The sequence below is a fragment of the Atopobium sp. BS2 genome (genome assembly GCF_000565075.1).
Lineage (GTDB): Bacteria > Actinomycetota > Coriobacteriia > Coriobacteriales > Atopobiaceae > Lancefieldella.
Genome location: NZ_JDFG01000012.1, coordinates 88,815 through 102,774 on the forward strand (window position 1 = coordinate 88,815; position 13,960 = coordinate 102,774).

The 13,960-nt window shown below is 49.4% G+C and carries 10 protein-coding genes, 1 tRNA gene and 1 riboswitch; all 11 genes read right to left on the minus strand.

Annotation, left to right across the window (positions count from 1 at the left end):
- Position 1 precedes the first annotated feature (1 nt).
- The 11 genes from infC to HMPREF1492_RS01315 all read right to left on the minus strand — a co-directional run bounded on the left by infC (position 2) and on the right by HMPREF1492_RS01315 (position 13,960).
- On the minus strand, positions 2-583 hold the full coding sequence (gene infC, locus HMPREF1492_RS01265; RefSeq protein ID WP_035428086.1) for a translation initiation factor IF-3: 582 nt from the start codon (positions 581-583) through the stop codon (positions 2-4).
- 249 nt (positions 584-832) lie between these two features.
- Positions 833-916 (minus strand) — tRNA-Leu (locus HMPREF1492_RS01270).
- Between the two features lie 73 nt (positions 917-989).
- Positions 990-1,763: an MBL fold metallo-hydrolase gene (locus HMPREF1492_RS01275; RefSeq protein WP_084054949.1), complete on the minus strand. Its 774-nt coding sequence runs from the start codon at positions 1,761-1,763 to the stop codon at positions 990-992.
- Positions 1,756-4,101 (minus strand): RelA/SpoT family protein, encoded by a 2,346-nt coding sequence (locus HMPREF1492_RS01280; RefSeq protein ID WP_035435114.1) that lies wholly within the window; start codon positions 4,099-4,101, stop codon positions 1,756-1,758. Before HMPREF1492_RS01280 ends, HMPREF1492_RS01275 begins: the two co-directional genes overlap by 8 nt.
- Entirely contained in the window at positions 4,094-7,456 is a 3,363-nt protein-coding gene (gene recJ, locus HMPREF1492_RS01285) for a single-stranded-DNA-specific exonuclease RecJ (protein WP_035435116.1), read from the minus strand. The genes HMPREF1492_RS01280 and recJ overlap by 8 nt, the downstream gene beginning before the upstream one ends.
- A gap of 217 nt (positions 7,457-7,673) precedes the next feature.
- The gene (gene tgt / locus HMPREF1492_RS01290) at positions 7,674-8,891 is read right to left on the minus strand and encodes a tRNA guanosine(34) transglycosylase Tgt (RefSeq protein WP_035435119.1); all 1,218 of its coding nucleotides are present in this window, start codon (positions 8,889-8,891) and stop codon (positions 7,674-7,676) included.
- Positions 8,892-8,901: 10 nt separating this feature from the next.
- A complete protein-coding gene (gene dapD, locus HMPREF1492_RS01295; protein ID WP_035435123.1) occupies positions 8,902-9,603 on the minus strand; it encodes a 2,3,4,5-tetrahydropyridine-2,6-dicarboxylate N-acetyltransferase in 702 nt (233 codons plus the stop codon).
- A gap of 54 nt (positions 9,604-9,657) precedes the next feature.
- The gene (gene dapB, locus HMPREF1492_RS01300) at positions 9,658-10,374 is read right to left on the minus strand and encodes a 4-hydroxy-tetrahydrodipicolinate reductase (RefSeq protein ID WP_035435126.1); all 717 of its coding nucleotides are present in this window, start codon (positions 10,372-10,374) and stop codon (positions 9,658-9,660) included.
- A complete protein-coding gene (gene dapA / locus HMPREF1492_RS01305) occupies positions 10,367-11,260 on the minus strand; it encodes a 4-hydroxy-tetrahydrodipicolinate synthase (protein ID WP_035435129.1) in 894 nt (297 codons plus the stop codon). Before dapA ends, dapB begins: the two co-directional genes overlap by 8 nt.
- Positions 11,261-11,275: 15 nt before the next feature.
- Positions 11,276-12,580 (minus strand): diaminopimelate decarboxylase family protein, encoded by a 1,305-nt coding sequence (locus tag HMPREF1492_RS01310; protein ID WP_035435131.1) that lies wholly within the window; start codon positions 12,578-12,580, stop codon positions 11,276-11,278.
- Positions 12,581-12,611: 31 nt separating this feature from the next.
- A riboswitch (Lysine riboswitch) is annotated at positions 12,612-12,776 on the minus strand.
- A 32-nt stretch (positions 12,777-12,808) separates the two neighbouring features.
- Entirely contained in the window at positions 12,809-13,960 is a 1,152-nt protein-coding gene (locus HMPREF1492_RS01315) for a pyridoxal phosphate-dependent aminotransferase (RefSeq protein WP_035435133.1), read from the minus strand.

Genomic DNA, 13,960 nt, shown 5'->3' on the forward strand with positions numbered 1-13,960 from the left:
ACTACTTCTCCTCCTGTGTGGTGCCATCCTCAGCACCCTCGGGCTTCTCGTCAAACGCTCCCTTGATTGGAGCAACGAGCATGTGCATGTTACGGCCTTCAATGAGCGGTTTCTGCTCAATTGTGGCAAAAGGCTTCAAATCTTCAGCAAGGCGATCAAGTACAATACGGCCCTGCTCTGGGTGAGCCATCTCGCGTCCACGGAACATGATGGTGATCTTGACGCGTGCTCCCTTCTTGAGGAAGCGCAGTACGTGACCCTTCTTGGTCTCGTAATCGCCCACATCAATCTTTGGGCGGAACTTCATCTCTTTGACTTCGATCTTGACCTGGTTCTTGCGAGCTGCCTTGGCCTTGCGAGCCTGCTCATACTTGAACTTACTGTAATCAAGAATCTTGCATACAGGAGGCTCGGCATTTGGAGCAATCTCTACGAGATCAAGACCGTGCTCACGAGCTCTCTTCATTGCATCATTGACGCCAAAAAGACCAAGCTGACTACCATCAGCGTCAATCAGACGGCACGTGCGAGCAGTGATTTCCTCATTGATGCGAGGACCATCGTTCTTGGCTATCTTGTACACCTTCCCTCTTGGACAATTGCTTGTCCGACAATAAAAAACCCAGTGCACAAGCAACTGGGAGACAATACGCACAAATGTTGTGCGAGATAATAAATTGTCTGACCAGACAGCTGCTTTTGCGCTGTGTAGGTGGGGACTCACGTTCAATCCCGCTTCAAAAGTACCTTGTAAGGTTACCTCTAACAAGAAGACATTACAAGTACCAAGTTAGATATGACGAGAAATTCACATCTAGCTTAAACTTTTAGCTGGTGCCCGAGGTGGGACTTGAACCCACACGAGTTTCCTCAAAGGTTTTTGAGACCTCCGCGTCTGCCATTCCGCCACTCGGGCTAAAAAGTTTGCATAGGTACTATACCGCACCTATGCAAATCTGTCTTGCTAAATCATCAAAGTTATAGCTGATTTAATCCTGTAAGAATGGATTAGTTGCTAACTCTGCCTCAAGAGACGTTTGATTTCCATGTCCTGACAAAATAATGGAGGTTGGATCAAGCTCTGTCTTGATGCGGTTCAAAGAAGCCTTAAGCGTTTCAAAGTTGCCGCCTGGAAGGTCTGTTCTTCCTGCAGAACCCTGGAAAAGCGTATCGCCTACAAAAACGGCGCCAGTAGCAGTTCCCTCTCCCACCAAAACAATGCCGCCAGGAGTGTGACCAGGAGTTTCCATAATTTTGAACTGTGCAGTTCCAACAGAGAGAACATCTCCCTCGTGGAGAAAACCGTCTGGCTCTGGAGCATCATCATAAATCTCGTTTGAGTTATGAGCTCTCTGTGCAAGCTCATTATCTGCCTCGTTGATTAGGTACTGAGCGCCAGGCACAGCAAGCTTCAGAGCCTTAACGCCGCCAACGTGATCAGCATGGCCGTGAGTAGCAACAATGTACTTAAGCTCAAGGTTCAAGAGCTGTGCAGCAATCTCTGCACCCGATGCACCGGCATCAATAATCATGCACTCATTACCAGAAACGTAAATGTAGCAGTTAGTCTCAAGAGGACCTACTTTAAAGACACCAATCTGGTCTTTTGCGTGATGGCAACCACCGTGACCGTGATGGCCGCAGCAGCCACCGTGACTGTGCTCACCGTGGCCATGCTCGCCATGATGACCGCAGCAGCCACCGTGTCCGTGCTCTTCCTCGTGATTATGGCCGCAAGAGCAGCCCTCATTTTGATTAGCCATAAAGTCTCCTTCTCATCTGATTAGCGCCTTCACCTGGCATAATACGACGAGCGTCGTAGACAGAAGGCACGCGAGTTACAAATGCAAATAAGGTATCAAGCAAGCTGGTATCAGAGATAGAAACCAAGAAACGCATACGTACTACGCCCTGCTCACCCACTTGTGTAGCTGCAGAAAGAATGTTTGCACCAGCGTCAGACAGCGCAACCGTGACGTCCTTAAGAAGGCCCATACGATCCGTTGCCTCAACGACAATCTCTACCCTAAACTCAGTAGCGCCGCTGGCATCCCAAGAAACAGGGATGATACGCTTTGGATCGTTGAGCAGGTCTTTAACGTTAGGGCAATTGGCGCGGTGAACAGAAACACCGCGACCGCGTGTAATGAAGCCCACAATATCGTCACCTGCAACAGGATTGCAGCAATGTGCAAGATGAACAAGCAAATCTGGATCGCCGTTTACCACAACGCCGCAGTTAGACTTCTTGGGACGACTTCCCTTGGTGGTACGAGAAATAACGTAGGAGCGAACCAAAGGTTGATCGTTTGCAATTGCCTTGTTCTTCTCCTGAAGGCGTGCCGCATTACGCTCTTGCTCAGTAACAACCTCAGGTTTTTTCTCTTCCAAAATCTCGCTTACGCGATTGACAACCTGCTTAACAGACTGATTACCTGCACCAATTCCCGCAAACAGGTCGTCTACGCTGCGATAATCAAACTGCTCGGTGAGCTGATCAAGCGCCTTAACCGTACGCGTAGCGCTGATGCCATAGCCACGCTTGCGCAGCTCTTTTGCAAGCTCAGAACGACCGCGCTCGGCATCATCAGACTTGTTCTCTTGCGAGAAGTACTTACGAATCTTTGCACGAGCAGACGGCGTCTTTACCAGCGTCATCCAGTCGCGAGAAGGGCGAGCGTTCTTGTTAGTCAAAATCTCAATGCGATCGCCCATCTGAAGCGTATGCGTCAGTGGAACTACAGAACCATTAACGCGCGCACCAACACAGTGATTACCAACCTCAGTGTGGACAGCGTAAGCAAAGTCCAGAGGTGTTGAATTGACACGCAAGCTCATGACCTCGCCCTTTGGCGTGAATACAAAAATTTCATGCTCAAAGAGGTCTACACGCAAGTTATCCAAGAACTCGTGGGGATCGTCAATATCGTCTTCAACGGCCCAGTCAAGACTGCGGCGAATCCAGTTGATAGTTGAGTCAATAAGCTTGTCTTCAGAGGACATCTTGCCCTTTGAATTGCCCTGCTCCTTATACAGCCAGTGAGCAGCAATACCGTACTCAGATGCCTCGTGCATCTCGGCGGTTCTAATCTGAATCTCAATAGGGCGACCATCAGGGCCAATAACTGTTGTGTGTAAGGACTGATAGAGATTTGCCTTTGGTGTTGCAATGTAGTCCTTGAAACGACCAGGCATTGGATGCCACAGTGCATGGATAGCGCCAAGTGCTGAATAGCAATCGCCTACGTTTTTAGTAATAACACGCAGAGCGATAAGATCGTAGATGTTGGAGAACTCTCTGCCCTTGCGGACCATCTTTTGATAAATGGACCACAGGTGCTTAGGACGTCCCGTAATCTGGAAGTCAGTAAGACCGGCAGCATTAAGCTCATCTGTCAGAGTCTTTTTAGCGTTGTTGAGGTCATTCTCTCTTTGTGCACGAGAGTCAGAGACCATGCGCGCAACACGCTGGTACTCCTCTGGTTCAAGCCAAAAGAAAGACAAATCCTCAAGCTCCCACTTAACCGAAGAGATGCCCAAGCGGTCAGCAAGTGGTGCATACACGTCCATGGTTTCTCGCGCCTTAAACAGACGACGATCCGGTGGAAGTGCTGCCAGCGTACGCATGTTATGAAGACGGTCAGCAAGCTTGATGATAACAACGCGGATGTCCTTTGACATGGCAAGGAACATTTTGCGCAGGTTAAGCGCTTGTTTCTCGTCCATTGAACTGACTTCGATGGACGTAAGTTTTGTGACGCCGTCAACAAGCTCAGCCACTGACTCACCAAAGCGAGAAGAAATTTCATCTAGTGAGGCAGACGTATCTTCTACGGTATCGTGCATAAGGGCACCGCAGATGGTGTCTTCATCCATATGAAGATCGTGCGCAAGAATAAGGGCCACTTCAACTGGGTGGTTGATATAAGGCTCGCCAGAACGACGGCGCTGATCTTTGTGATAGTCAGCAGCAAAGGCATATGCAGCAGCAATCTTTGCCTGGGCTTCCTCAGGTAAATATGTACGCACGGCTCCCTCAAGCAGGCGGTAATTATCCGCGCCTGGCGCCTTGGCCTCTTTTGTGGTCCTCTCGTCACTCATCAGAGGACTCCCTTCCCCCATCAAACGTTGAACCAATTTCTGGAACGATGGGTTTTGTTATAGCATCTGCCAGCTCATCTGGTGAAGCAGAAAGTACCCACTGAGCAAATGATTCAAACTCAGTGTGCGCTTTAAGCCCCTCAGCGTAGCGCGCAGACTCCAGCAAGTCCATGTGCGAAGCTTGACTATTGACGGAGATTGTTCGCGTTTGATCAAATCCTTCAATGCTAATAAACCCTAGCTCAGCAAAAACGTCAAGTGCAACACGAACGGTTTGCTCGTCAGCCTTAGATCGCGGGTCAATTTCTAGCGCCATCTGCGCAATATCTTCATCGGTAAGTGCTGAATCAGCTGTCTGAGCACCAAGCTTTGGCTGCAGTGCCGTAAGCGCGCGGTAGACAGCTACCAGAGCTTCTCGCTGTGGTGCATGAGAAGAAAGGATGCGCTCGTTAACGCGCATGTCATGCGCATCAAATAGCATCTGAATTACAGAAGGCTTACCGTCTCTACCTGCGCGTCCGCTCATCTGATTGAAGGCAACGCGACCAAACGGCAGGTGATACAGAATAACCTGGCGAATATCAGAGATATTGACGCCTTCGCCAAATGCACTGGTAGCAATGATGCAACAAACGTCTCCACGCCTAAAAGCGCGTTCAACGTTCTTGCGTATCTGAGGTGTTAGACCCGCATGATAAAACGCAATTTTATGACCAAGTTCTGGAATACGATGGCGCAACATACGCGTCAGTGCCTGCGCTTGCTCCCTTGAATTGACGTAGACAACCGTTTTTGTGCCATCGGACACAAGAGAAAGCAGCGCACATTCCCTATCCTTAGCACCGCGAAGGTCCTTGAGTTCAAGGTTAGTACGAGCCGTTTTGTCTTTGTATACATGCTCTGCTTCAATAGAGAGAAGCTCACAGATGTTCTGAGCCGACTGCGTGGTAGCCGTAGCTGTTGTGGCAAGTACCTGCGGGCTCCCAAGCATCTTTAGTACCTGTGGCATTTGAGCGTAGGCAAGTCTGCCCTCAGAAGCATTCATACCCACATGATGTGCCTCGTCAAACACTACAAATGAGATGTTTTGCGCCTTGGCAAATTGATCAGCGTGGAGCGAGAAGAACTCTGGAGTAGTTAGCACAATATCAAGCTCATTGTTTGTCATGCGAGCAAACAGGTCTTCTCGGCTGGAAAGGTCTGTTTCTCCGTTGAGTACCTCGACAGAGATTCCCAGGGGCTCAAAGGTGTTTTTTATGCTTTGAACCTGGTCGTTGATGAGGGCGCGCAGCGGATAGACAAACACGCTCATTTTATGTTGCAGCAGCGCAACACGAGCAGCATGAATCTGGAAGATAAGCGATTTACCTCTACCTGTTGCCATGACAGAGAGACAAGACGTTCCTTGAGAGAGGACCTCTAGTGTTTTCTTTTGCAGAGGCAAGAGCTCTCTTGAACCAATCATGGACGTGACTAGGGTCTGGGTAAGCTCCTCAGCAGAAAGACTTTCCAGCTCACGGCGCTTTTGCTGCGCCTGTTCTTGGGAGGCTGCATCAGCCTCTGTAGTCTCCTTGGTAACCACAAGGGGCAAGTCAGCAGCGCTGCCGAGAAGATCTGCTTCAATGGGGCCGTCATCTTCATCGGTAAAGTCTCTGTAGAGAATATCTCTGACCATGAGTTTTGGCTTAGTTCTGCCCTGCCAGGTCTCGTTAACCGCTTCAAAAATCAAATCAACAGCGCCATCATACTCAGCTGCTGCCTCAACATGAGGCGTTCTAAACATGATGGATGAAATTGAAGAAATGCCATTTGAAGCCATAAAACAAAGATGAGCTCCGCCTGCGCCAACACGCGAGCGATTCTTCATCACCACACCCTTAACGCCAAAGAGCGGCTTTTTATTACCCTGACCAAAAGGTTGCAGAGCCTCAAGTGCATCAATGGAGTTGATGGTAATCTCATCAAGGTTTACTAGTGCTGTTACTTCTCCTGAAGCCTCAAACTCTTCTTCTGGAAGCTCTGCCATAACCTTTGATAAACGCTTTCTAAATGCGTCAATCTTTGCTGTTTCTACCGTTACGCCAACGGCTCCTTGGTGGCCACCAAAACGGACGGTAAGGTCTGCACACTGTTCAACGGCGTGGAATAAATCAACGGAGCCAACAGAGCGGCCAGAACCGCGAGCAACTCCATCTTGGATGGTAAACAGAATGCAAGGCACGTGATAGCGATTAACAATTCTTGAAGCAACAATGCCCTTTACGCCCTCATGCCAACCCTCTTTGGCAAGCACAATTGCGTGGCCGCCATCGTAAATTTCTTTTGCCTGCTCAAGTGCCTCATCGGTAAGCTTTGCCTCAATAGCACGACGCTCGGCATTAATCTCTTCTAACTTGCCAGCAAGAATGGTTGCCTCTTCAGCGTCTTCTGTAAGAAGAAGGTCAAGCGCAATATCAGTAGTACCCATGCGCCCTGCTGCATTAAGGCGAGGAATAATAGAAAACGGCAGATTATCTGCAGAAATCTGGGCAATATCTTGACCAGCAACAGCAGCTAGAGCCACAAGACCTGGACGAAGACCTTTCTGCAGGCGTTTGACACCTTCAGAAACCAGCGCGCGATTCTCTTTGTTGAGCATCATCATGTCAGATAGCGTGCCCAACATAGCTACGTCAATATAATTAAGCCAAAGCTGAGGCTGATCTTGAAGCTGTCCTAAAACTTGCACCAGCTTAAGGGCAACGCCTGCACCAGCAAGTTCTCTAGAAGGACAATCTTCAATAAGCTTTGGGTCAGTGACTGGAATACCCTGGGGCACCAGATCTGCGGGCTCATGATGATCGGTAACAACAACATCAATCCCCTGCTGCAAAAGCCAAGCAACCTCTTGAGCAGCAGCAATGCCATTGTCTACCGTAATAATTAAATCTGGCTTTCTATCTTGCAAAACTCTTGCAAGAGCCTCTTTAGAAAGTCCGTATCCCTCACCAAAACGATGCGGAATATACGGCAAAACATCTGCTCCCAATCGACGTAAAGCCAGGGTAAGCAAACACGTTGAGCTCATTCCATCAACGTCAAAATCACCAAAAACGGCAATCTTTTTATGCTCAACAATTGCCTTGTGAACGTGGGCGGCAACCTCAGCCATTCCAGGAATACACTGTGGATCAAGCCAGTCTCTTTGCAAAGATGGCGAGAGAAACTCTTGAGCTGTGGCTACATCAGTGAATCCACGTGCTACTAATACACGAGCAACAAGTGGCGTAACGTGCAATTCTTTTTTAAACAGCGACTCTAAATATACGTCTTGTGTAAGAACACTCCAACGAGTGCTTTTCTCGATGCCAGGCATCATGTCCTCTTTTCTGTGGCGGCAGAGCCAGCCAGGGGCACCTCGGGCGCCCGCGAATGTTTATCTCTTTCATTCTACCCATGTCACCGGACAAAAAATGACTAGCCCACAAATTAGTGAGCTAGTCATAAAAAATTTAAATCAAAGTTGCTCGCGCAGGGCTATCAAGATTGCTTGCGCAGGGCTATCAAGAAGACGGGGTTCTCGCCAGGCGAACTTAGAAATCAACCACGCCGTCAGAGTTTTCCCACTCCTCAACAAAATCGCTGTAAGTACCTGCGAGAATTGCTTCTCGTGCCTGACGCATCAACTCAAGCAGGAAGTAAATATTGTGCGTAGAAAGCAACTGACCGCCCAGCATCTCGTGCTGTTTAACCAGGTGATTGATGTACGCGCGAGAATATCCGCCCGTACAGACAGGACAGGTGCACTTGGCATCAAGAGGGCCTGCATCTGCAAAGTACTTTGCGTTCTTAAGGTTCATGCGGCCCTCATGAGAAAATGCGGTACCCATACGAGCGGTGCGCGTTGGAAGCACGCAGTCAAACATATCAATGCCACAAGCAACACCGCGGATAAGCGTGGACGGATTACCAACGCCCATCAGGTAGCGAGGCTTGTTACGAGGCATGTAATCGGCGCAAAGTGGCGCCAGCGTCTCAAACATAACCTCGTGAGGCTCTCCAACGGAATAGCCGCCAATGCCATAACCAGGGAAATCACCAATGGACTCAAGGTGCTCAATGGAGCGCCTGCGCAAATCAAGGTGCATGCCGCCTTGAACAATGCCAAAGAGCGCCTGATCAGGACGGGTATGAGCCTTAAAGCACCTTTCGGCCCATGCGCTTGAAAGCTCAACACCACGCTCAACTTTTTTGCGCTCGGCAGGATAGCCTACGCACTGATCAAGCTGCATAACAATGTCTGCACCAAGATTCTGCGCAATCTGCATATTAGTTTCTGGCGTCCAATACGACCATGCGCCATCGTAATCTACGGCACGGAATTTAACGCCCTCGTCAGAGAGCTTCATGAACTCCTCGTGACTAAAGACCTGGAATCCGCCTGAATCCGTCAGAATTGGTCCATGCCACTGCATAAAGTCATGCAAGCCACCCATCTGTGCAACCAGCTCATCTCCTGGGCGCTGAGACAGATGGTACGTATTTGCCAGAATAATTTTGGCGCCAAGGTCACGGACGGTATCGGTCATCAAACCTTTAACGGTTGCCTTAGTACCAACCGGCATAAAAATAGGCGTTGGAATATCACCATGAGGCGTATGGAAGATGCCGGCGCGTGCATGCGTCTTAGGATCTTCGGCGAGAAGTTCGTAGGTAAACCAAGAATCTTCTTTTTTCTCTGCCCAATTCTCTGTATGTACGCAGGAAATGTTGGTGGTAAAACCCTGTGCTTTTTTGGAGCCGTCTGGCATGTAACCTCGATTACAACGTGCGGAGAGCATCAACCAAAGCTGTCTTGCCCTCTGTTTTCTGGTCCTTCATTTTTATCACACGTGCAGGACATCCCGCTACCACAGCATTTGCTGGAACATCTTCAACTACCACAGCACCTGCTGCAACAACAGCGCCCTCACCAACACGAATGCCCTCGATAACTACAGCGTTTGCACCAATAAGAACGTTATCCTCAACAATAACTGGCGTAGCAGATGCAGGCTCAACAACGCCAGCAAGAACGGTGCCGGCGCCAATGTGGCAGTTCTTACCAACGGTTGCGCGACCGCCCAGAACAGCACCCATATCAATCATGGTGCCCTCACCAATAACGGCACCAATGTTAATAACGGCACCCATCATAATGACGGCGTTGTTGCCAATCTCAACGCGCTCACGAATCAGCGCGCCTGGCTCAATACGTGCGTTTACGTCCTTCATGTTCAGCAGAGGAACACCGGAGTTTCGACGGTCATTCTCGATATCAAAATACTCAAAGGCGTCTGCATGCTGCTCAACAACGCTCTTGAGCTCAGACCAATCGCCAAAGACAACCTTTGAAGTGCCCTCGCCGTACACGCGAGAAGAGCCGTAAGACACAGAAGCGCCCTCACGCTCTTTGACATAGAGCTTAACAGGGGTTTTCTTCTCTGACGTAGCAATGTAGTTAATAATTTCCTGGGCGTCCATGCGCGTCCTTTCTCAAACAAACAGGCACTGACCTGCAAAGGCCAACATGTGCATTTATCCAAAAATCAAATCTTCAAAGGTATAAAAACCGGGAGCTTTTGTAAGCAATCTCTGAGCACAAGCAACGGCACCGTTCACAAAAATCTGACGTGATGTTGCGCGATGAGTCAGACAGACTTCCTCATCCTGTCCAAAGAAGTGCACCTCATGAGTGCCAGCCACCGTGCCGCCTCTGAGCGCAAACACGCCAATCTCGTCTTTGGTGCGAGCTCCGCAGAAGCCCTCGCGGCCAGAAACAACGGGACGAGTTCCCTCTGGGTCAATAGCGGCGAGCAGCAGCTTTGCTGTGCCGGACGGAGCGTCAACCTTCTGGTTGTGGTGCGTCTCCACAATCTCGGTATCCCAGCCGTTAAGCGCCTCAGCAGCCATTGCCACCGCGCGCCTCAACACGGCAACGCCCACCGAATAGTTTGCCGCGTGAATCACCGGCACGCTCTCCCCCAGCTGCTTCAGCTCTGAAAGCTGCTCTGGCGAGAAACCCGTGGTACCAGAAACAAATGCGCACCCGCGCTCACGTACAAAGCCGACAACAGCATCAAAAGCAGCAACGCCAGAGAAATCCACAACCACGTCAGGAGTCTGCTCAACAGTGCTCAACTGATTGATATTCTCGTGACCAAACGCGCCAAGCACCTCAAAACCGTGAGCAATAAGGGTTTGCTCAATGAGCTTTCCCATCTTGCCGGTACCAATTACTACTGCACTAGGCATCAAGAAGACCAGCCTTTCTCATAGCGTTTTCAAGCACCTCGGCGTGCTCATCAGTCATCTTCCACAAAGGTAGACGATAATTTTCTTCCATAAGTCCCATACGAGCCAGCGCGGCTTTTACTGGAATTGGATTGACCTCGCAGAAGAGGGCGTGTACCAGGTCAAGATACTGAAGCTGAAGCTCGCGAGCAAGGGAGACCTCTCCGCGGTGCCATGCAACTACCAGGTCATGAACCATCTTTGGATCAAGGTTAGACCAAACAGAAATGACACCAGAAGCGCCAAGAGAAAGCAGCGGCACAATCATGTCGTCATTTCCAGACCACATAGTAAAGTCATCGCTCAAATAACGAGCAACCTTTGTTGCGTATGCAATGTCTCCAGAAGCCTCTTTAATGCCCCATGCATTTGGATGTGCCGCAAGCCTCTGAACATTGTGCTCAGAAATTGAGCAGCCCGTTCTACCAGGAATGTTATACAAAATACAAGGAACATCAACGCGGTCGAGTACATACGAGAAGTGCTGGTAGATGCCCTCTTCGTTACTCTTGTTGTAGTAAGGAGTAATCAGCAACAGACCATCAACACCCGCCTTCTCTAGAGCCTCTGCTTTGCGCAAAGACTCAGCAGAAGAGTTGGAGCCAGCACCGCCAATAACAGGAACTTTGCCCTGAGCTCTTGCAAGGATTGCCTTAACTACCTCGATGTCCTCCTCGTCTGTCATGGTTGAGGACTCGCCGGTAGTACCAAGAGCGAGAATACCGTCAATTCCCTGCTCAATCTGGAAGTCTACAAAGTGCTCAAGTGCCTCGAAGTCAACATTTCCCTGAGCATCAAATGGGGTTACTAAAGCGGTAATTGCACCAGTCAAATTCTTCATGTCCATAGTTTTTCTCGCCCTCTAACGTGTGGTGTTTATAGTTGTTTGTTGCGCAAGATCAGAAAAATCGGAGCCATCAAATGCAAGCGTTGCAAAGTAATCGGCTTCTGTCTCAGCGCGGCGAATAAGCTGCACGGATCCGTCTTCTAGAAGCAGCAGCTCAGCGGAGCGCAGACGGCCGTTGTAGTTATAGCCCATCGAGAAACCATGAGCGCCTGTATCGTGAATGAACAAGAGGTCACCCACAGCCACCTCTGGGAGCTGGCGGTTCTTTGCAAACTGATCGTTATTCTCGCAAAGTCCGCCCACAACGTTGTACGCATGTGTTGCAGGGGCATCCTCTTTGCCCATAACAGTGATGTGATGATAGGCATCGTAGATTGCAGGACGCATAAGGTTTGCCGCACACGCGTCTACGCCTAGGTAGTGGCGGTACGTCTCTTTTTGGTGCAAAACGCGGGTAACAAGCGCACCAGCGGGGCCCAAAAGCCAGCGTCCAAGCTCGGTGTAAATGGCAACGTCTCCCATACCTGCGGGAACTAGAACCTCTTCAAAGGCATGCTTTACACCCTGACCAATAGCCAAGACGTCAGGCTCAACCTGGTCTGGCTCATACGCCACACCAATACCACCAGAAAGATCAATAAATCCAATATGAATATCAAACTCTCTGTGCAGCTTAACGGCAAGCTTAAAGAGGACGCGCGCAAGGTTTGGATAGTAATCTTCCTCTTGAGCGTTACTAGCTAGGAAGGCATGAAGGCCAAACTCAGTCACGCCTTTGGTCTTAAGATACGCAAACGTCTGGAAAAGCTGCTCTTCTGTCATGCCAAACTTAGCATCATCGGGATTTCCAATAATGCCGTTTTGCGACTCAAACACACCGCCTGGATTAAGGCGTGCGCACATGACCTGCGGCATGTTGCTTCCCACTGCTTCTTCAAGCGTTGTAAGCATGTCGCCGCCAGCGTCCAAGTTGATAATGGCTCCCAGCTCATGAGCGCGAGCAAAGTCAAGCACTGTAGTGTCGTTTGACGAGAGCATAATGTTTTGACCGGTGACTCCACAGGCTTTTGCAAGCGTGAGCTCGGTAGCATTTGCACAGTCACAGCCGCAACCAAGTTCTGCAAGCAATCTCACAATATAAGGATTTGGCGTAGCCTTAACCGCAAAGTACTCTTTAAAGCCAGCGTTCCAGCTAAAAGCCTCTTGTAACAGCTTTGCACGACGAACAATCTCTGCCTTGTTATACAGGTGAAATGGCGTTGGATACGTCGTAGTGATTGCCTCTAGGGCATCTACAGAAACAAACGGTTTCTTACTCAAAGCTCCCCCTCAAATTGGGGGCGCAATACACCGTCAAAGTAGCACCCCCGAAATCTCGGACAGTCTTGCATGTATTTCATACAAGCCCACCTGACAACCACGCCTGATTGCCAAGTTCGGCGAACCTCGCCTCCTTCTGGGGTCACTGCCTGCCGACTAACCCAGAACCCATCGTGCTCGCTCCTCTATTGACAGTAAAACCCTACCACAGAAAGCTCTGTATTTGGGCTAGTTTTGTTCTTCTCGCAAAGTATTAACAAAAGTCTTAAGGCGAGAAAGGCCTTCTGTTAGATTCTTGTCAGAAGCAGCGTAACTAATACGCACATAGCCCTCAGCGCCGAAGAAAACACCAGGTACCAGTGCTACACCAAACTCTTTGATTGCTCGCTCACAAAATGCCTCAGAATCAAGGGCAAATTCCTTGATTGATGGGAATGCGTAGAAGGCTCCTTCTGGCTCTTCAACAGGAAGTTTCATGTCTTCAAGTGCAGAAAGCACAATCTGCCTGCGCTTTTGATAGTTTGTGCGCATAGGCGTGACATCGTAAGAAAGTGCATAGAGAGCAGCTGGCTGCAAAAATGAAGGAATAGAAGACACTAGCTGGGCGTGAACCTTTCCAATATCTGTCGCAAGCTCATCAGAGGTAGCAACCCAGCCAAGTCTCCAACCCGTCATTGCCCATGGCTTTGAGAAACTATTTGTCACAATGCAGCGATCAGACAAATCTGGGTAGAGCTCAACAAAATGTGGAACGTCCTCAACATAGGCAAGCTCTCTATAAACGTCATCACACAAAACATAAAAGCCGTGTTTGCGGGCAAGTTCCGCTACCGCATCAAGCGACTCTTTTGTATAAACACATCCCGTAGGATTGTTAGGAGAAGTCAGCACAATAAGCTTTGTCTTCTCTGAAATCTTTGATTTAAGCTGCTCAGCATCAATCTGGAAATGATTGTCGCTGGTATCAAGCGGCACGACTACACCACGATTAAGCTGGCAGAGTGTTTTGTATACCAGATACGCTGGTTCAGGAATGATAACCTCGTCACCTGGATTCATAAGGGTCAGCATAGTTGCAGAAATGGCTTCCGCAGCTCCCACGGTAACTACAATGCCGTCTGGGCCTACCTTCATACCACGAGCAGACTCCCAGGCAGCAATGGCCTCCCTAAGTTCAAGAGTACCAACGTTGGGTGGATAATGCGTGTTTCCAGCTGCAAGTTCTCTGTCTACTAAGTTGCAAATAGGAGCTGGAGTGTCTTCTCCCGGCTCTCCAATAGTTAAAGAAATACATCCTGGTGTTGCAGCAGCAAGTGCCGAGAAACGCCTGATACCAGAGGGTTTGAAAAGCTCTAGTGTTGTATTTCTTGATAGCGACAT